The organism is Roseateles sp. YR242, assembly GCF_900109745.1.
Classification (GTDB): domain Bacteria; phylum Pseudomonadota; class Gammaproteobacteria; order Burkholderiales; family Burkholderiaceae_C; genus Roseateles.
The window spans coordinates 130,066-149,457 of the sequence record NZ_FOAV01000005.1; the positions used below are offsets into that span (position 1 = coordinate 130,066).

Annotated in this window: 10 protein-coding genes; 5 read left to right on the forward strand and 5 right to left on the reverse strand. The window is 67.1% G+C overall.

The features are described 5' to 3' along the window. Nucleotides 1-117 precede the first annotated feature (117 nt). Together BMY53_RS11890 and BMY53_RS11895 are read left to right on the forward strand one after the other, a co-directional pair. Complete coding sequence (locus tag BMY53_RS11890) at nucleotides 118-810, forward strand: lytic transglycosylase domain-containing protein (protein WP_092946898.1); 693 nt, start codon at nucleotides 118-120, stop codon at nucleotides 808-810. A 16-nt stretch (nucleotides 811-826) separates the two neighbouring features. Then, entirely contained in the window at nucleotides 827-2,779 is a 1,953-nt protein-coding gene (locus BMY53_RS11895) for a helicase HerA domain-containing protein (RefSeq protein ID WP_092946696.1), read from the forward strand. Here BMY53_RS11895 and BMY53_RS11900 read toward each other — a convergent pair. Further along, the gene (locus BMY53_RS11900; protein WP_310732112.1) at nucleotides 2,762-4,078 is read right to left on the reverse strand and encodes a polyamine export protein PaeA; all 1,317 of its coding nucleotides are present in this window, start codon (nucleotides 4,076-4,078) and stop codon (nucleotides 2,762-2,764) included. The two genes, BMY53_RS11895 and BMY53_RS11900, sit on opposite strands and share 18 nt — an antisense overlap. A gap of 145 nt (nucleotides 4,079-4,223) precedes the next feature. On the opposite strand from BMY53_RS11900, the gene BMY53_RS11905 reads away from it, so the two are divergent. Beyond that, entirely contained in the window at nucleotides 4,224-8,219 is a 3,996-nt protein-coding gene (locus BMY53_RS11905; protein ID WP_255370159.1) for an ATP-binding protein, read from the forward strand. On the opposite strand, the gene ligD is transcribed toward BMY53_RS11905, so the two are convergent. Together ligD and BMY53_RS11915 are read right to left on the reverse strand one after the other, a co-directional pair. Continuing rightward, nucleotides 8,200-11,184 carry a DNA ligase D gene (gene ligD / locus BMY53_RS11910; protein ID WP_092946698.1) on the reverse strand — a complete coding sequence of 995 codons (2,985 nt, stop codon included), beginning with the start codon at nucleotides 11,182-11,184 and terminating at the stop codon, nucleotides 8,200-8,202. The two genes, BMY53_RS11905 and ligD, sit on opposite strands and share 20 nt — an antisense overlap. 21 nt (nucleotides 11,185-11,205) lie before the next feature. Further along, nucleotides 11,206-12,138 carry a non-homologous end joining protein Ku gene (locus BMY53_RS11915; protein WP_092946699.1) on the reverse strand — a complete coding sequence of 311 codons (933 nt, stop codon included), beginning with the start codon at nucleotides 12,136-12,138 and terminating at the stop codon, nucleotides 11,206-11,208. 402 nt (nucleotides 12,139-12,540) lie between these two features. On the opposite strand from BMY53_RS11915, the gene BMY53_RS11920 reads away from it, so the two are divergent. After that, a complete protein-coding gene (locus BMY53_RS11920; RefSeq protein WP_092946700.1) occupies nucleotides 12,541-13,416 on the forward strand; it encodes a pectate lyase in 876 nt (291 codons plus the stop codon). 116 nt (nucleotides 13,417-13,532) lie between these two features. Continuing rightward, nucleotides 13,533-14,609: a hypothetical protein gene (locus BMY53_RS11925; protein WP_092946701.1), complete on the forward strand. Its 1,077-nt coding sequence runs from the start codon at nucleotides 13,533-13,535 to the stop codon at nucleotides 14,607-14,609. Nucleotides 14,610-14,703: 94 nt separating this feature from the next. Here BMY53_RS11925 and BMY53_RS11930 read toward each other — a convergent pair whose 3' ends face one another. Together BMY53_RS11930 and smc are read right to left on the reverse strand one after the other, a co-directional pair. Further along, the gene (locus BMY53_RS11930; RefSeq protein ID WP_092946702.1) at nucleotides 14,704-15,789 is read right to left on the reverse strand and encodes a cell division protein FtsZ; all 1,086 of its coding nucleotides are present in this window, start codon (nucleotides 15,787-15,789) and stop codon (nucleotides 14,704-14,706) included. Between the two features lie 48 nt (nucleotides 15,790-15,837). Continuing rightward, complete coding sequence (gene smc, locus BMY53_RS11935; RefSeq protein ID WP_092946703.1) at nucleotides 15,838-19,350, reverse strand: chromosome segregation protein SMC; 3,513 nt, start codon at nucleotides 19,348-19,350, stop codon at nucleotides 15,838-15,840. Between the last annotated feature and the right edge of the window lie 42 nt (nucleotides 19,351-19,392).

A 19,392-nucleotide genomic window follows, 5' to 3' on the forward strand; every position in this document is an offset into this window, starting at 1 on the left:
AGCCGGCTGACCCGGCGCCCGAGCGCCGGGCATGGGCATGCACATCGGCGGTCGGCTGTCGGCGCGCAATGGCAGCCACGGTTGGTTCTGGCGCTGTCAATGGGTGTAGCCGTGCTGATGCCGGTCAGCGGCCATGCCGCATCCACGCCATCCTCACCAACGCCAACCTCATCCGCGGCACCAGCATCCTCCCCACCGTTACAACCAGGGGTGACGTCCACCTCCCTGCCACCCACGCAAGCTCAGGCGTTAACGCAGGCCCCCAAGCCAACACAGACTCGCCGCGCCGTCGCCCAAGCGCGTCCCCCGCTCACACACCGGACCGCGCAGGTCCTGGTGCAGTGCTTTGAGCTCGCTTCCTATCGCTACGGCATGTCCTCCCTGCTCCTCATGGCCGTTGCGCAGCAGGAGTCGGGCATGAATCCCCGAGCGGTCAACCGCAATACCAACGGTTCGACCGACGTCGGCCTCATGCAGATCAACTCCAGCTGGTTCCCGCTGCTGGCACGGTACGGCGTCCGCGCTGAAGACCTGTGGGAACCCTGCACCAACATCATGGTGGGCGCCTGGATCCTGGGGGACAACCTGAAGCGGATGGGGCCGACCGTGGCGGCCCTGGGCGCCTACAACGCGAGGGATCCCGTGAAGCGGGAGCGCTACGCGCGCCAAGTGCTTCAACACCTGGCCCGTCTGGACCAGCGTGAAAAACAGCAGCAACGGCCACAGGCCCCAACGCCGCCGAGCCTGCCCCTGGTAGTCGCCAGCACATCACCCCAACCGGGCACACGACTCTCGCCCGCTTCTCCTTGATAGCTTCCCCTCTTCCATGCTCGTTCAATCTGAAGACATGCTCCCCAGCCAGTGGCTGGGCCCCGTTGTCGAACTCTGCCATGACCAGGTCGTGATCCTGGCGCATCGCGACCAATGGAGCCTGCATCCGGCCCTGTGCCGTGGTGCCATGTGCTTCATGACCGAATCGCTCAGTGGCGACACGGTGTCGTCGGCCGACGGCCCGCCCGACAGATCGGCCGTACACACCGACCGTCTGCTCCTGTTGAGGCTGGTCGACCATCCCGCCTGGCCCGAGCCCGGTACGGCAAGGGAGGCCCGTGTCCAGGCCCTGACGCAGAACGGCCCTATCGATGGCCGAGCGCAGGCACACTTCATGCTCGTTCGGTATCGGCTGGTGGGTGCTTATCTGCTCAATCCAGGCTCCAGCATCGGCAACCGACCCGCCCTGACCTTCTCCGGCGAGCCCGGCCACCTGGAGCATGCAGACCGCTATGCCGCCTTTGCCCCCAGCCCTCGCATGCAGGACTTTTTCATCAACGGCACGGTGAATCCGAAGCATCGCATCCGCTTCGGCCTGCTGCGGCACGACGAATCCCAGGTGTACCAGCGCGACGGTGGCGTCACCGCCTGCCTCTCCATGCTGGACATCCGCGGCCGCCGCACCGCCATGTTCGGCAAGACCCGGCTGGGCAAGTCCAACGTGGTCAAGCTGCTGGTACAGGGAATGCTGGACGTGACCGCCGAGCGGCGGGATGTGGGCCAGCTCATCTTTGACGTCAATGGCGAATATGCCAACAGCAACCCCCAGGACGGTGCCGACAACATCGGTGCTGTTTATGCCGACCGCTGCACGCTGTATTACCTCTCCGAGAAAAAGGCCGGCGGGCCCAACGCCAAGATGCTGCGCTTCAATTTTCATGAGCGCCCCGAGGACGCCATGGCCACGCTGCATGAGCTCTTGCCTGCCGAAGTCGCGGACACGGACTACGTCCGCCCCCTGCTCTCATGCAGACTGCCGACCCTGCGCTTTGCCAAGGACGAACCCCCGGACCTGGTGCAGCGCCGCCTGCGCAAGCTGATGGTGTACTGGACCGTTCTGCACCATGCCGGGTTTGAACAGAACGAAGCGCGCCTGACGGAGGTGTTGACGACCCTGGGCTACACCTTCCCCTTCACCCCCAGCTTCAACCAGCCGCTTCGCATGTCCGCCTACCAGGCGGTCAACGGCACATCCGCGCCTCCGCAGCCCAAGACCTTCGCCGAGATGGTGGCCGAGATTTCGCTGATGTTGCGTTTCAGCCTCTCCTACCCCAACGACCCCGCGTTACGCAAGCAAGGCAGCTTCATCTTCGATTCTGACGAAGAAATCATGGCGCGCTTCCTCTATCCGCAGGCAGGCGCGGGGCCCTACGTGCTGCGGCCTGCAACGCCCTTCCATTCACCTCACGTGGACAACTTCATCACGGAGATTCTGGGCACCATCGACCAGGGCGGCACGGTGATCGTGGATCTGGGCAGCGCGAATGAACGCATCATTCGTTACTTCGCCAAGACCTTGTCAGTGGCGGTATTCCTGCAGCAGGAAGGCAAGTTCGTACGCAACGAAATGGACGGCCGGTTTGTGCAGATCTATTTCGAAGAGGCGCACATGATCTTCCCGCCCAATGCCGGCAACGTCATCGACGTGTATTCCCGGTTTGCGAAGGAAGGCGCCAAGTTCAACATCGGCATCGTCTATTCGACGCAATCCCCCTCCACCATCAACACCGACCTGCTGGCCCAGACCGAGAATTTCTTCATCGGCCATCTCTCCAGTCAGCAGGAAACCAGCATTCTGAGCAGCGTGCAGTATGCGTTCAAAGGCATGGAGGAAGACATCATGCGTGCCCGGACGCCAGGCTTCATGCGTGCGTTGACAGCCTCGCACCGCTATCCGATTCCGGTGCAAGCCAATCGGTATGACGGACGCTCACTCCTGATGGACTGACGACGGGGGGGGCTGCGCCACCCGGGCGATCATGACCTGGTCGACCCGGTGGCTGTCCACGTCCACCACCTCGAAGCGCCAGCCACCCCACTCCACCACGTCGGTCCGTTTTGGAATACGGCGCAGCATGACCATGAGGAAGCCCGCCAGGGTGTCGTACTGGCCCGGATGTGGGAAATCGTCCAGGCCCAGGGAGCGCTGGACATCCGGGATGGGGGTGATCCCGTCAGCGAGGAAGCTGCCGTCATCCCGGCGGATGATCTGCTGCTCTTCTTCATCGGTACGGACCAGGCTCCCCATCACGGTGGACATCACGTCGTTCAGGGTAATGACCCCCACCACCAGGCTGTATTCATTCACGATGACCGCAAAGTCTTCATGGGCCTGGCGAAACTGGGTGAGCACCTCGGCCAGCGTGAGCCGGTCCGGCACGATCAGGACCTTCTTGATCAGCGCCGGCTCCGCCCGCAGGCTGATGACCTCCCCGAGCAACACCCGCTGGAAGAGATCGGTGGCATCCACATACCCCACCACCTGATCAATGTCCTGCTCGCAGACCAGGTAGGTCGAGTGCGGCGAATCCGCAATGCGGGTGCGCACCAGGGCTTCATCGTCGTCTAGCGTGAAGTAGACGATCCGCTCGCGCGAGGTCATGGACGACTCCACCGTGCGGGTGTCCAACTCGAAGATGTTTTCAATGACCTGCTGTTCGGCGTCCGCCACCACACCGGCCTGGTGGCCGGCTTCGGCCAGGGCCAGGATGTCCGCATGGGTGATGGTGTTGTCCGGCGAAACCGGCCGGCCGAGCAGGCGCAGCAGCAGATCGGACACCGCATTAAGGGCCCAGGCTAGCGGGCGCAGCACCAATGTCAGGAACAGCATGGGGCCGACCAGCACCATGGCCACCCGTTCCGGCTCATTCATGGACAGCCGTTTGGGGAGCAGGTCCGCCAGCACGACGAACATGATGGTGACACTGCCAAAGGACAGGGCAAATGCCAGCCGTTGCGCCAGGTCGATTTCCATCCAGGGGCGCAACACCGATTCGAAATGGGGGGTCAGCGCCCCCTCGCCGACCACACCGGCCAGGATGGCCAGCGTGTTCACGCCGATCTGTACCACCGTGAAGTAGTAACCGGGCTGTTCCTGAACCTTGAGCACCTGCCCCGCACGGGCATCCCCTTCATCCGCCAACTGGCGCAGCTTGAGCCGGCGCGAAGCGGCCAAGGACAACTCCGCCATGGAAAAGAAGGCGCTGACGGCAATCAGCAGGAAGACCAATAGCAGGCTGGAACTCAAGGCGGCTTTCAAAGTGGAATCGCTGCCAGTGTACCGGGCGCCTCAGGGGGTGCCATGCCTCATTCATGCTGCGCACAGGCTCCCCGTACGCCTGCGGCACTTGTAGACTGTCCCGGCTCACCGAACCGAAACGAAACCCCACCGCATGCATTCGTCTGTAGGAGACTCCCACCATCATGGGCTGCCGGCGCCGCTTGCGCTGGCGCCCCTGAGTGCGCCGCCGGCTGAAGCGGGGCGTCCCACCCCGCCATTCCTGCGCGGTGGTGGAGAGATGGGTGCACGCATGCGCGCCCACGACTGGGCCCGCTCTCCCCTGGGTGAGCCTGACGGCTGGCCGCAGTCGCTCAAGACCATCGTCCGGGTGATGCTGGACTCGCGTTACGCGATGTGGATGCTCTGGTCATCTGACATGACCTTCTTCTGCAATGACGCCTACCTGCCGACCGTAGGCCTGAAGCGGGACTGGGTGCTGGGCGCCCGCGCGGACAAGGTCTGGGAGGAAATCTGGCCGGACATCGGCCCACGCATTGCGCATGTCCTGACCCAGGGAGAAGCGACATGGGATGAAGGTCTGCTGCTCTACCTGGAGCGAAACGGCTTCAAAGAGGAGAGTTATCACACCTTCTCCTACAGCCCGGTCTATGACGACAACAATCAGGTGGCCGGCATGCTGTGCGTGGTCACCGAAGTGACGGAACGCGTGATTGGCGAACGCCGTTTGCGGGTGCTGCGCGACCTGGCAGCGGGCGCCACCGGGGCCGAGGACAGCCAGCACTGCTGCCGGGCCGCCTGCCAGGTATTGGCGGAGTTTCCCCTGGACGCCCCCTTCGCCGCGCTCTACCTCACCGCACCCGGCGGCGACCGGGTTGTGAGGGCCGCCGCCACCGCCCCCGCCCTGGAGGCGCGCCTGCCCGCAGAACTGTCGGTGGCGCATCCACCCGCGGGCTGGCCGCTGGCCGAGCTCTACCTGCAGCAAAGCCCTCAGGAGCTGCCCTCATTGGAAGCGCTGGCGCTACAGGTGACGATGGCGCCCTGGCCCGAGCCGGTGCAAAAGGCGCTGCTGCTGCCGCTGCGGGGGGCTGGCCATGAACTGGCGGGTTTCATGATGGTGGGCTACAGCACCCGGCGGCCGGTGGATGAGGCGTACCGCTCCTTCCTGCATCTGGTGGCGGGCCAGTTGTCCGCCGCGCTGACGGATGCGCAAGCCTACGAGGCGGAACGCCGCCGCGCCGAGGCCTTGGCCGAACTGGACCGTGCCAAAACGGCCTTCTTCTCCAACGTCAGCCACGAGTTCCGCACCCCTCTGACCCTGATGCTGGGGCCCTTGGAGGAACTGCTCACCGCCCCGGGTTTTACGGAGCACCAGCGCGACCGGCTGGCGCTGGTGCTGCGCAACACCTCGCGCCTGCAACGGCTGGTGAACGCGCTGCTGGATTTTTCCCGGCTGGAGGCCGGCCGAGCCCAGGCCCGGTTCGAGCCGGTGGACCTGGCCGCACTCACGCGTGACATTGCCAGCACCTTCCGCTCTGCCATGGAACGGGCGGGGCTGCGCTTCGAGGTCTCCTGCGCCGAGCTGGACCAGCCGGTCTACGTGGACCGGGACATGTGGGAGAAGATGGTCCTGAACCTGCTGTCCAACGCCTTCAAGTTCACCCTGAAAGGCCAGGTGAGCCTGCGTCTGGGTCAGGACGCCCATCAGGCCTGGCTGGAGGTCGCCGATACCGGTGTGGGCATTGCGCCGCAGGAACTGCCCCGGGTGTTCGAGCGCTTTCACCGCATCGCCGGCGTCGAGGGGCGCACCCATGAGGGTTCCGGCATCGGCCTGGCGCTGGTGCAGGAACTGGTCAAGCTGCACGGGGGCGAGATCACCGTCACCAGCCAGGAAGGGGTCGGCACCGTCTTCAGGGCGGCCATTGCCCTTGGGCAGGACCACGTACCTGCCGACCAGCGGGTGACCTTGTTCTCCCCCTCGGCAGGCGCCACCCCGACGGCCCGGGCCTTCGTGGAAGAAGCACTGAGATGGTTGCCCGAAACGGAGGGGGCTGTCCGCCGTTCCCAGTCCCCGCAACTCCCGGTGCCGGGATCCAGAGGGGGGGCCGGAACGTTCGCCCCCGGGCCCAACGGCAGCGCCGCTGCACTGCCGTCGCTCGAACACCGGCATTCGGACCCGTATTCAGACCAGCCATCCGACCAGCGCTCAGATCGGCCATGGGTCGTCGCCGACCGCCGCTTTGCCCCCACCTTTGGCGCGCGCATCGTGCTGGCCGACGACAACGCCGACATGCGGGCCTACGTGCGCGACCTGCTGGCACCCTTTTATCAGGTCGAGCCCGTGGCCGACGGCCTGGCGGCGCTGGAGGCTGCCCGCCGCCAGCCGCCAGACCTGGTGGTCAGCGACGTGATGATGCCGCGGCTGGATGGCCTGGGCCTGCTGGCCGCTGTCCGGGCCGACCCGCGCCTGAAGGGCACCCCGGTGGTGCTGCTCTCCGCACGGGCCGGTGAGGAGGCCCGTATCGAAGGCCTGGATGCGGGCGCGGACGACTACCTGATCAAACCCTTCTCCGCCCGCGAGCTGCTGGCCCGCCTGGGCGCCCTGCTGGAGCTGCGCCACATGCGCCAGGCCGCCGACGCGGCCTCACTTCGCCGCACAGCGCAATTCGAAACCCTGCTCAACGCCGCCCCCATGGGCGTCTTCCTGGTGCATGAGGTCCAGGGGCGCCTGCAGTTGCGCGAGGCCAATCCCACGGCGCGCAGCTCCTTCGGCCATCCGGACGACAGGGTGGGCGGGGATTTCGCCGCCATGGTGCGGCGGCAATGGGGCGCGGCGCTGGCCGCAGAGATCGTGGCGCGCTTCCGGGCGACGCTGGAGACCGGTGAAACCTTCCACGTCCCGGAGTTCATCGCCGAGCGGTCCGACCGCGGCGCACCGGAGGCCTATGAGTGGCAGACCCACCGCATTCCGCTGCCGGAAGGGAACCACGGGGTGGTCTGCTACTTCCGCGAGATTTCCTCGCACGTGCAGGCTCGCCACCACCTGGAGGCGGCCGACCGCCAGAAGGACCAGTTCCTGGCCATGCTGGCTCATGAGCTGCGCAACCCCATCGCCCCCATCCGCAGCGCGGGCGATGTGCTGGCCCGGCTGGACATGCCCGACATCCGCAGCCAACGCATGGTGGCCATCATCCGGCGCCAGGTCGAGACCCTGACCCGGCTGGTGGACGACCTGCTGGACGTTTCCCGCATCACCCAGGGTCGGGTGGAACTGCAGCTCGGCCCGGTTGCGCTGAACGATGTGCTCGCCCAGGCGGTGGAAACCGTGGAGCCCCTCATGCGGGAGCGCCGGCATCATTTCGCGCAGACCAGCGGCCGGCCCCTGCGGGTGCGTGGCGACCTGGCACGCCTGGTGCAGTGCGTGGCCAATGTGCTGACCAATGCCGCGAAGTACACCGATCCGGAGGGGCACATCCAGCTGGTGCTCAGTGAGGACGAGCAGCGCCAGCAAGCCGTGATCCATGTCAGCGACGACGGCATCGGCGTCCCGCCCGATCTGCAGGCGCGGATGTTTGATCTCTTTGTGCAGGGTGACCGTACGCTGGACCGGTCCCAGGGCGGCCTGGGCATCGGCCTGTCCCTGGTGCGACGCCTGATGGAGATGCATGGCGGCACGGTGGCCGTGTTCAGCGACGGCGCGGGCCGGGGTTCGCGCTTCGAGCTGCGCCTGCCCGTGCTCACCGAAGAAATGGCCCGAGCCGCCGCCCCCGCCCGGCCGATCACCCAGCCGCGCCGCATCCTGGTGGTGGATGACAACGAAGATGCCGCCACCTCGCTGGCCATGATCCTGACGCTGGACGGCCACACGGTGGCCCAGGCGCACAGCGGACCGGAGGCGCTGCGCCATCTGGAACAGACCCCGACGGATGTGGCGCTGCTGGACATCGGCCTGCCGGGCATGACGGGGTACGAGCTGGCGCAGCGCATCCGCGCTCAACCCGCGTTGTCGGCCCTGAGGCTCATTGCGCTCACGGGCTACGGGCAACAGGACGACCGGCAACGGGCCCGCGAGGCCGGCTTCGACGCCCATCTGGTCAAGCCCACCGACCCGGACGCGCTGTTGCGGGCGATCAACCCATCAGCAACTTAGTCCCGACCGTCAATGTCTGCGGGCAGCGCCAGAAGTCCTTCCAGGGATCGGTCTTCACGAAGCTGAGATGGTCCCGGGCGTTGCCCAGGTTCCAGTGGTCACCGCCCTTGAGCTCGGGCAGTTGCGCCCAGTCGACCGGCATCGAGACCCCCAGCCCGGGCCGGGCGCGCACCGAGAACGCCGCCGCGGTGGTCTGGCCCTCCCCATTGCGCAGATAGTCCACATAGATCTTGCCCACCCGGTTGCGCGGGCCGCTCTTGGCGGAAAAGCGCTTGGGCAGCGTGGCCGCCAGATGCTCCACCACGGCGCGGCTGAAGGCCTTGCAAGTATCGGGATCAGCGCGGCGGGCCAAGGGCACCACCACATGCAGGCCCTTGCCGCCGCTGGTCTTCAGCCAGGACTGCAAGCCCAGTTCCTGGAGCAGCCCGTGCACCAGTTGGGCCCCCTCGCGCACCTGCGGCCAGGTCACGCCTTCCCCGGGGTCCAGGTCGAACACCAGGCGGTCGGGCTTGTCCAGCTTGTCCGTCCGGCTGTTCCAGGTGTGCAGCTCCACCGTATTGAGCTGGGTGAATTGCAGCAACCCGGCGAGGTTGTGGATCACGATCAGGTCGTTGCCCTGCACATGCTTCTGAAAGAAGAGCTGGCCACCCACGCCGTCGGGGGCTCGCACCAGGGCGACCGGGCGCTGGGCCAGGTGGGGCATCAGCCAGTCGATCACGCTTTCGTAATAGCGCACCAGTTCGATCTTGGTGGCGCCGGAGGCTTCGTCGATGACCCGCTCGGGGTGGGTGATGCGGAGCTTGCCCGGTGTGGCCGTTGGACCTGAGGCGGACAACACGCTGCGGGATGGGGTGGCCCTGGTCGCGGCAGCCGATGTGCCATGCGTCGAGGCCTTGGCGCGCTTTTTGACCGACGGTTCATCGGCCTGGGTGACCTTGTCCGGGCTCCGGGCCGCTTCACGGCCGATCTCCGTGGCGGGCTTGTCTTCCCGCACGCCCTGGAAGGCGGCATGGCGAATGTGGCCGTCCGGCGTCCATTCCGCGAAGGTGACCTCCACCACCATCTCCGGCCTCACCCACCGTTCGTCGCCGCCCGGGCGGCGCGCCCAGTGGCTGCGCTTGATGTCTTCCGCACTGAAATGCGGCCGTTCCGTCGCCAGGGCGTCCAGTTGACGGCGCAGCGCTCCGCCTTGCGCCAGGGACCAACCCGTGCCCACCCGCCCGGCATAGCGCCACGCCGGGCCTGGCTCTTGGCGGGTGCCGGTGTTCGGGGCCTTCCCGCCATTAGCGCCATTGGCGCCATTAGCGCCATTGGCACCGTTAGCGCCTCGCGTCGGGCTGGCTTTCCCCCCCCGGCTCCCCTCGCCTTCATCACGGACAGCCAACAGGAGGCTGCCCAATCCAGAGGGCGCATCGCTGCGCGGGGTGAAACCCACCACCACGAATTCCTGGCGCAACTGGCACTTGAGCTTGACCCAGGTGTCGCTGCGTGCCGAGACATAACGGCTGTCCGGCCGCTTCAGGATCAAGCCCTCCAGGCGCATCTGGCAGGCCGCTTCCAACATTTGTTCCGGCGGCGCTTCGAAGGCCTCGCTGAACCGCAGGTGGTCGTCCGGCTGACCGGACAGCAGGATGCGCAGCGCCCGGCGGCGCTCCACCAACGGGACTTCACGCAGGTCGTGGCCTTCCAGGAACGGCAGGTCGAAGAGGAAATAGACGATGTCCGCCTTCCCTGCCCCCTTCCCTCCCGCCTTCCCTCCCGCTTCTGCTGCGGCCCGTCCGGCGCGACCGATGGCGTTTTGCAGGCGGTTGAACTCCGGCGCCCCGTGCGGCCCCAGCACCACCACCTCCCCGTCAAGCCAGGCCGTGTCCACCGGCAGTGCCTGCAAGGCCTTGGCCAGGGTGGGCATGCGGTGGGTCCAGTCATTGCCACCCCGGGTGATCAGTTGAACCTTGCCCTTGTCGATGCGAGTGAGCAGCCGGTAGCCGTCAAACTTGGCCTCGGCCATCCAGTCCCCCGGGGGCGTGGCAGAAACCAGAGTGGCCAGTTGGGGCGCCAATTGGGCCGGCAGCCGAGCCTTGCGCGCCTGGCTCAGATCGAGCGTGGCCATCTCGCTAGAGGCTTGGTTGGACGCTTGGCTGGCAGGTTCGTTGGCAGCTTCGTTGGACGGCTCGTGGGCAGCTTCGGCTGGGCCCGCCGAGCGGCGCCCTGCGGACGTGGATGCCTGTTTCAGTTCCTGCGTCGGCTGCTGCTTCGGCTCCTGCTTCGCCTCCTGTCCGGGTTCGCGCTCCTCCCGCATCCCCAGGGGCTTGGCGACGACGCTGTCCGGGAGCGCCATGGTCACGTCGTAATCCGCATGGGGACGCTCCCAGGCATCGTGTTTCTTGATCAGCAGCCACTGCTCCCGTTTGGCGTCCCCGCGCGAGGTGCGGATCAGTTGCCACAGGCCCGCCAGCTTCTGGCCATGCAGCCGAAACACCAGCTTGCCCTCCCGCAGCCCGGCCTGCGGATTCCCCACCGGCTCCCAGGTGCCGTTGTCCCACACGATCACCTCCCCGGCGCCGTACTGCTTGGGCGGAATGGTGCCTTCAAAGCCCCCATACGACACCGGGTGGTCCTCCACATGCACGGCCATGCGGCGCTGGCGGGGGTCCAACGAAGGCCCCTTGGGCACGGCCCAGCTCAGCAGCACGCCGTCCAGTTCCAGCCGGAAGTCGTAGTGCAGGTGGCTGGCCCAGTGCTTCTGGATGACAAAGGACAAGGTCTGGCCCGCAGCAGCCGCGCGGTGGCGCGCCTGCCGGTCACCGGCCTTACCCGCCGTCGCGGCACGCGTTGAGGCCGTCGCCCGTCCGCGACGAGGCGGCGCCTCCAGTTCATCGTGGCCCTCCGCCGGTTCAGGGGTGATGCGGAAATCCCGCTTCTCGCGGTAGCGCTGGAGCGAGTCTGGACGTGCAGTGGTTCCCATGATGCGGGGTCTCCATGGCGATCAAGCGCGCCGGGCAGTCTTCGGTTTCTTCTGGCTGCGGCCGCCCCCCAGGCTGCGCTTCAGCAACTCGGTCAGGTCCACCACATTGCCCTCGCTCTGGGGCGGTGCCTCTTCCAGCGGTTCCACCGACTGCGACTCACCCGCCTTGACCTTGCGCGCAATCAGCGTGCGGATCGCCGCACTGAATTCGTCCCGATACTCATGCGGGCGCCAGTCGCCAGTCATCTCGTCGATCAGTTGACGGGCCATCTTCAGCTCGGCCGGCTTGAACCCATGCGCCGATTTGCCGGCCGCCGGCAGTGACAGGTCGTCCGCCGGACGGATCTCGTTCGCCCAGCGCATCAGGCCGATCATCAATGACGGGCCCGCGGGCAGTAAGGCTGCGAGGTGTTCCTTGTTGTGAATCACGATGCGCGCCACCGCAATGAGTGCGGCGTCCGCCATGGCCTCGCGCAGCAGCGCATAGACCTTGGCGGATTTGCCCAGTGGCGCCAGGTAATAGGGGCGCTCCAGATAGACGAAGGAAATCTGGTCGGCCGGGACAAACGTCTCGATGTCGATGGTCTGGGTGGTGGCTGGGTAGGCCTGGCGGATCTCGTCGTCGCTGAGCACCACATAGTCGCCGTTGTCCTGGCGCACGCCCTTGACGATCTGGTCCTTGTCGATCTCGCGGCCCGTGCGCTTGTTGATGCGCTTGTAGCCGACCGGGTCCAGGGTGCGTTTGTCCAGCCAGTCGAAGTCCACGTCCTCTTCCCGCGTCGCCGGGTACAGCGCCACTGGCACGTGGACCAGCCCGAAACTGATCGCCCCCTTCCAGATGGCGCGGCGCGGCCCGGGCGCGGCGTCATCATCGGCCGGGGCCGGCGAGGCCTTGCGGCCGGACTTGCGCGGCGATGACGCCTTGGCGGAGGGGGCGGAACGGGACGTCGGCATGCTGGCGGCTCCTGGACGCGGGACAAATGCCGACCTTCGGGGATGCGCCGGCCCGGAACGGGTGGCAAATGACGCGCCCAGATCGGAAAGCGCCGGCAGCCCGCACCGGCACACGGCATGCACACCGACCCTGCAAGCTCTTACAGCTGCCCGTGCCGCGCCCGCATCCTCACAATGGCCATGCCCAGGGAGACAAATAGACAGACAGCAGACAAGACGGCAGGCGGGCCGGACCTCGGCCCGCCCCCGGTCAATCCCTGCCCGGCCCCCCTGCGCGGGGCGCGGCAGCGGCACCTGACCTTCATTCAATCGGGCAGGTTGGTCCTGACGGCCAATCGCGACTCATCTTCCCCGCTACCACTCCCCGGGTGATTCCCCCATCACCACCTGGAAGGTATAGACATGAACCGATTGATTGAACGGTCTTTGGAACGTATGTCGTTCAGCGCGCTGGCGCAGGTGTTGCACGCCATGGTTGCGCTGGCAGCCCTTTGGATGCTGTTGGCGCCCGCGCCGGCCCATGCCGCCCCCGGCGTGCGGTCGGTGCCCAGCTGCACCAAGGTCAACGTCAGCGCCACGATTGAAGTCGCCGCCGGGGCCACCTGGGACGGTACCGCCGTCTACGGCAAGTGGGTCTGCCTGGTCGGCACGGCCTCCAACATGAAGGGCACCCAGAGCGAAAGCCAGATCCCGATGTTCAAGCTGAACAACGGGGCCACAGTGAAGAACGTCGTCATCGGCGACGGGTCGCTGGGCACCGGCACCAACCTCGCCGCAGGCGGCGCCGATGGCGTGCATTGTTATGGGGTGTGCAACATCACCAACGTCTACTGGGCCGATGTGGGCGAGGACGCCGCCACGGCCATCAAGCTCAGCGGCGTCACCAGCAAGCTGACCATCTCCGGCGGCGCGGCCTTCAAGGCGGCGGACAAGGTGTTCCAGCACAACGGCGACGGCACCCTGGTGATCTCCGATTTCTACGCCGACAACGTGGGCAAGCTCTATCGCTCCTGCGGCAACTGCTCCACGCAGTACGCTCGCAAATCGACCATCACCGGCGTGCGCCTGGGGACGGTGAATGCGGCAGTGATCGGGGTAAACAGCAGCTACGACAGCAAGTCCGGCATCGCCGGCCAGTACGACGTGACCACCATCACCGACCTGGTGTATTCCGGCTCCAAGACCAAGTGCGACACCTATGTCGGCACCGGCAAGGGCAGCGAACCGGGCAAGGACACCAGTGCCAGCAATATCGCCCGTAGTTGCATCTTCAAATGAGACGGCCGACATGAGACAGCCGACATGAGGCGGCCGACAGAGGCAGCGGACATGAGGTGGCGCACATGATGCCGCCGATTTGAAAGCACCATGAACGCCACACCCAGGAGCTTCCCATGAGCATCAAGCATTACACCTTCTGGGCTGTGGTGGGTCTGGCACCGGTCGCGGCATGGACCATGCTGCATAGCGAGACGCCAGACCCGGGTGCGCCGCTGTTGTTCGAACCCACCGCTGCGGGGAGTTCACCAGCCTCGGCCAGCGCGGAAAGCGCCTCCGGTACCGCCGGGCTTGAGCGCGCGGGCCTGGATCCCACCGCCTTGCCGGGCGCTTCTCCAGACGCTTTGCCGCAGTGGCAGGCCCTGCTCGCGGCGGAACTCCGCCAGGACCCGTCAGCGGCCTGGCAGCATGCGCTGCAGTTGGCCTCCCAGCGGCCGGGCTGGGCGCAAGCCCTGGTGCAGCCTCTGCTGGAGCCTCTCTGGCAGCGGCGGGAATTTGCGCTGGTGCTGAATGGCCTCGAGAACGCGCCGCTCACTGCATCGCTGCGAGACGCCTGGACCACCGCCACGGTGACGAAATGGTCCGAGTTCGCGCCTGCGCAAGCCGCGAGTTGGGCCGCCCATCGGGGCGCGGGCTTGGCGGCCAGTGGCGCTGGCGGCGCTGGCGGCGCCGGTGGGTCGGGGGGTGCCGGTGGCGCAGCGGCCTCATCGGTCTCCGGCGCCGGCAATACCGACCTGATGGCCCTGGTCAACGACCGCTGGGCGCATCAGGACCCTCGCTCCGCCACCGTCTTTGCCAGCATGCTGACCACCGACACGGGCCGCGCTTTGCTGACAGAGTCGCTGAGCCGGTGGCTCGCCATGGATGGCTCCGCAGCGCGTGCCTGGATACGCGCACAAGGTGTCAGCGTGGCGCTGGACGCCGCCATTGCGGCACACGCCACGCAGGACGAACTCGCACGGCAGGCGCCGCAGGAAGCCATCGATCTGGTGCACCGCATCGCCGACCCGACAAGGCGCAACCAGGCGCAATGGGCGCTGGCGCGCACCCTGCACGACATTGACGCGTCGGGGGAGCAACTGATTCAGCAGGCCTTGCAGGGCGCTGGCAGCGACCCGGACCGGGCCGCCACGAATCCGCTCAGCGCAAGTGATGGGCGTGACGACGGGCGTGACGCCGTGCCTCGGCCCTAGGCGCTGAAGGCTGAGGGCTGAAGGCTGAGCCCTCAACGCTGCCGGCACCGCCAACAAGGGCAACAGCGGGAACAGCCGCAACAGCGACTTCAGTTCAACTGAACAGCCGCCGCGCCACCGGTGAACCGGCCGCCAAATCCCGGGACGCCAGCGCCTTGTACAGCGTGGCGAGTTCCTGCCCGATGGCCTGGAAGGCATGCAGATTGAGCACCTGGCCCCGGTCGTCGCAGATGTCGGCTTCGAAGTCCTTGGCCAATTGGCGCGCCGATTCCTGCCACACCGCAAAGGGTTCCAGCGACTCGGGTGTCTGCAACACGTCCAGTGCCAGCGTGATTTCCCGCAGCGAGGAGGTCTGAGGGTCATCCGCCAGCGCGGCCTGCGCATCAAACTGCAGCGCCAGCACCGGTGGGGCCCCCTCGTCCGGGGCGGGCAGCACCAGGCGGCCGGGGATGGAACCCGGCACAAACCCATGGCGCAGGGCGCCCTGCTGCACAAAGCCCAGCGTCCAGGCGGCTCCCCTGGCGCGCAACTGGATGGCCAGCTGGGCGTCGTGGCTGGCGGCGAACTGGTCCAGTTCACGCGCGCGGCCCACCACGTCCAGCATGTCGGGAAACTCCACCATCGCGCCCAGGCCGTCAGCAAAGCCCTGTACCTTCTGGATGAACTCGGAGTATTCGATTTCGTTGAGCGCTCCGCTGCGATTGGCCATCTGCAGGCCCGCCTGGAACTCGTTGTAGCGCTGGCCGGGCTGCGGAAGCTCCCACTCGCCGTTGGCGCTGTTCAGCCCTTCGATATGGAAGGGCTTGGTACCGGCCCGGCGGCTGCCCGGCAGGTGGGACAAGGCCATTTCGCCACTGATGGGCCCCTCGGGGGTGACGGTGGCCAACGCGTCGATCAGCGCATCGATGCGCGATGAATTCTTGCGGGCACGGGCCACGGCCGGCACGGTTTCGTCCAGCGTGCGCAGGTCCGGCAGCGGGTCCTGCGCGGTGGCGCCGTTGCCGGCGGCGGCGGCCGCACTCGCCAGGCTGGGTTCCTGCCGGTCCGGTTGGGCGGGCGGCGGTGCCGCACGGCGCGGGCCGGCGCGGCGGGCGCTCCACCAGCCCTGGGCGAGCACACCCACCAGCACCACGCCCCCCAGGGCGGCCAGCAAGGAGGTAAGGCTCCAGTCGGTCGTCATTGCGTCATTGTCTCCAAGTTCCGCTCCCGGCCCCGATATTCATCCGTGTCAGTGCTCCGCCATGGCCAGCGCGGATTCCATGTCCACGGCCACGATGCGGGAGACGCCCTGCTCCTGCATCGTCACGCCGATCAGTTGCTTGGCCATCTCCATGGCGATCTTGTTATGGGAGATGAACAGGAATTGCGTGATCTTGCTCATCTCGGCCACCAGGCGGGCATAGCGCTCGGTGTTGGCATCGTCCAGCGGGGCATCCACTTCGTCCAGCAGGCAGAACGGCGCGGGATTGAGCTGGAAGATGGCAAACACCAGCGCGATGGCCGTGAGGGCCTTCTCGCCACCGGACAACAGGTGGATGGTGCTGTTTTTCTTGCCCGGCGGCTGGGCCATCACCTGCACGCCGGCATCCAGGATCTCGTCGCCCGTCATCACCAGCTTGGCCTGCCCACCACCGAACAGGCTGGGGAACATGCGCCCGAAATGGTCGTTCACCTGCTCGAAGGTCGAGGCCAGCAGATCGCGGGTTTCCAGGTCGATCTTGTGGATGGCGTCTTCCAGGGTGTTGATCGCGTCGGTGAGGTCGGCGTATTGGGAATCCAGGAAGGTCTTGCGTTCACGGGCCGCGCCCAGCTCGTCCAGAGCGGCCAGGTTGACGGCCCCCAGCGCGGCGATCTCGCGGTTGATGCGGTCGATCTCGCCTTGCAGGCCGTACAGCTTCACGCTGCCGTCCTCGATGGTCTTGGCCAGCGCTTCCAGCTCCACGTTCGCGGCCACCAGCTGTTCCATGAACTGCTGGCCGCCCAGGGCGGCGGCCTGTTCATCCAGTTGCAGCCGGGTGATGCGTTCGCGCATCGGTTCCAGCGCACGCTCGATGCCCAGGCGCTGCTCCTCGCCGCGCTTGAGGCGCAGGCTCAGGTCGTCGTAGGCGGCGCGCACGGTGGCCAAGGCGCCTTCGCGCTCCACCTTCAGCGCCAAGGCGTCCTGCAGGCCGGCCTGGGCAGCCGCATCGTCCAGTTCCGCACGTTCGCGGCCCATGTTCTCGATGGTCTGCTCATTGACCTGGACCTGCTGGCGCGAGGTCTCAATGCTGCGCTGCAGCTCACCGCGCTTGGCCGCCAGCGCGCGGGCGCTGAACACTGCCTCCTGGGCGCGGCGCTCCAGCACACGCTGGTGTTCACGCGCCTCGCTCAGCTTGCGTTCGGCCTGGATGACGGATTCGTCCAGCTCGGCGTGGCGCTCCTGGGTGGTGGCGAGTTGCTGGTCCAGTTCCTCGAACCGGGCCTCACCTTCCATGCGGCGCTCCATCAGCCCTTCATTCTGGGCATCGATGTCGGCCAGTTCCTCGTCCAGCTGGGCACGGCGAGCCACGGCGGCTTCGGTCTGCTGGGCCAGGCGCAGCAGCTCCACCTGCAGTTGGTGGGCGCGGGACTGGGTCTCGGTGGCCTCGCGGCGCAGCACGGCCAGGCGCTGCGCGGCGTCCGTGTAGGCAGCTTCCGCGCGGATGGCCTGGGCGCGGGCTTCGTCGCTGATCAGCGTCTGGGCACGTTGCTCCAGCGCCAGTTGCTCGATCTCCTGGGCGCGGGCCAGCAGGCCGGCGGTTTCGCTGTCGGGCGCGTAGAAGCTCACCGCGAACTGGCTGACCGCGTGGCCTTCGCGGGTCATGATGACCTCGCCATGGCTGAGCTTGGGCCGGTCGGCCAGCGCCTGGGCGATGGACTCGGCGGTGTAGATGCCTTCCAGCCAGTCGTTCATCAGCGCCCGCAGGCCGGCGGACTCCAGCTTGAGCAGGTCGGTCAGCGGTGACAGCGCACGGTGCGTGTTGCTGATCTCGCCCTGCGGCGCAGCGTAGAAGGCCAGGCGGGCCGGGGGTGGGTCCTGGACAAAGGCCTGCACCGTCTCCAGGCGGCCGACGGAAAGAGCCCCCATGCGCTCACGCAGTGCGGCTTCGAGGGCGTTTTCCCAGCCCTGGGTGACGTGCAGTTGCGTCCACAGGCCGGGCAGGTCCTGCAGGCCGTGGCGGGCCAGCCAGGGCTTGAGCTTGCCTTCGGTCTGGACCTTCTCCTGGAGGGCACGCAAGGCGGCCAGGCGGGCGGCGATGTCGGTCAGGCGGGCCGCCTGGGACTGGGCTTCCTGCTGGGCTTGCTGGCGCTGCTCGTCCGCCACGGGCACGGCTTCGGCCAGTTCGGCCAGGCGGGCGTCAGCAATGGCCTGCTGCTCGTCCGCGGCGCCGGAAAGTGCCTTGATCTCTTCCAGCTTCTCGTGCTGGGGGGCGGCCAGGCCCTGGCGCTCCTGGGCCAGGCGGTCGCGGCGGCCGCGCAGGCCGCGCAGTTGTTCGTCCACGCTGCGGCTTTCGGCGGCCAGCACCTGGATCTGCTGCTGCACCTGAGCCACATGGCCGCGCTGCTCGTTGGCACGGGCCTGGGCGGCACGCATCTGGTCCTCGACCTCGGGCAGCTTCATGGCCTGATCCTCGGCCTGCGCGGCCAGGATCTCGCTCTGTTCCTCCGCCTGGGCAATCTGGCTGGCCACGTCATCGAGCTCGCCCTGGGCCTGCTCGGCGCGTTCCTGCCATTGCTGGTTCTGCGTCTGCAGTTCCACCAGGCGTTGTTCGAGGCGTTGGCGGCCTTCCACCACGTAGCGGATCCGCTCTTCCAGGCGGCTGACTTCCAGTTGCGCCTCGGCCATGCGGCCCTGGGCGGCATGGAGCTCGTCGCCCGAGGCGTAATGGGCCTGGCGAATGGTTTCGAGTTCGGCTTCGAGGTGGCGCAGCTCGGCCATGCGGCCCTCGAGCGCGTTCACCGCTTCGGCGTGTTCGGTCTTCACCCGGGTGGCTTCGCCGGAGGCGTCCCGGTGCTTCAGGAACCACAACTGGTGGAGCTTGAGCGTGCCCTGGTCCTGCAGCGAACGGTAGCTGGCCGCGACCTCGGCCTGGCGTTCCAGTTTTTCGAGGTTGTTGTTCAGCTCGCGGAGGATGTCGTCGACGCGGGTCAGGTTCTCGCGGGTGTCCTTGAGCCGGTTTTCGGTCTCGCGGCGGCGTTCCTTGTACTTCGAGACCCCGGCGGCCTCCTCCAGGAACATCCGCAATTCCTCGGGCTTGGACTCGATGATGCGGCTGATGGTGCCCTGGCCGATGATGGCGTAGGCGCGCGGGCCCAGGCCGGTGCCCAGGAACACGTCCTGCACATCGCGGCGGCGCACCGGCTGGTTGTTGATGAAGTAGCTGCTGGTGCCGTCACGGGTCAGCACGCGCTTGACGGCGATCTCGGTGAACTGGTTCCACTGGCCGCCGGCGCGGGCGCTGCTGTTGTCGAACACCAGTTCCACACTGGAGCGGCTGGCGGGCTTGCGGTTGCCGGAGCCGTTGAAGATCACGTCCTGCATGGACTCGCCACGCAGCTCACTGGCCTTGCTTTCTCCCAGCACCCACCGCACGGCGTCCATGATGTTGGACTTGCCGCAGCCGTTGGGGCCCACCACACCCACCAGTTGGCCGGGCAACTGGAAGTTGGTGGGGTCGGCAAAGGACTTGAAGCCCGAGAGCTTGATCGAGTTCAGTCGCATCGGATCGTTCGAACCGTGGCCCCGGCCCGGTCGCACCTGCCA

Coding starts and splice junctions, on each gene's coding strand:
- smc (WP_092946703.1), bottom strand. CDS start 19,350: ATGCGACTGAACTCGATCAAGCTCTCGGGCTTCAAGTCCTTTGCCGAC.
- BMY53_RS11920 (WP_092946700.1), top strand. CDS start 12,541: ATGAACCGATTGATTGAACGGTCTTTGGAACGTATGTCGTTCAGCGCG.
- BMY53_RS11915 (WP_092946699.1), bottom strand. CDS start 12,138: ATGCCGACGTCCCGTTCCGCCCCCTCCGCCAAGGCGTCATCGCCGCGC.
- BMY53_RS11905 (WP_255370159.1), top strand. CDS start 4,224: ATGCATTCGTCTGTAGGAGACTCCCACCATCATGGGCTGCCGGCGCCG.
- BMY53_RS11895 (WP_092946696.1), top strand. CDS start 827: ATGCTCGTTCAATCTGAAGACATGCTCCCCAGCCAGTGGCTGGGCCCC.
- BMY53_RS11930 (WP_092946702.1), bottom strand. CDS start 15,789: ATGACGACCGACTGGAGCCTTACCTCCTTGCTGGCCGCCCTGGGGGGC.
- ligD (WP_092946698.1), bottom strand. CDS start 11,184: ATGGGAACCACTGCACGTCCAGACTCGCTCCAGCGCTACCGCGAGAAG.
- BMY53_RS11925 (WP_092946701.1), top strand. CDS start 13,533: ATGAGCATCAAGCATTACACCTTCTGGGCTGTGGTGGGTCTGGCACCG.
- BMY53_RS11890 (WP_092946898.1), top strand. CDS start 118: ATGCCGGTCAGCGGCCATGCCGCATCCACGCCATCCTCACCAACGCCA.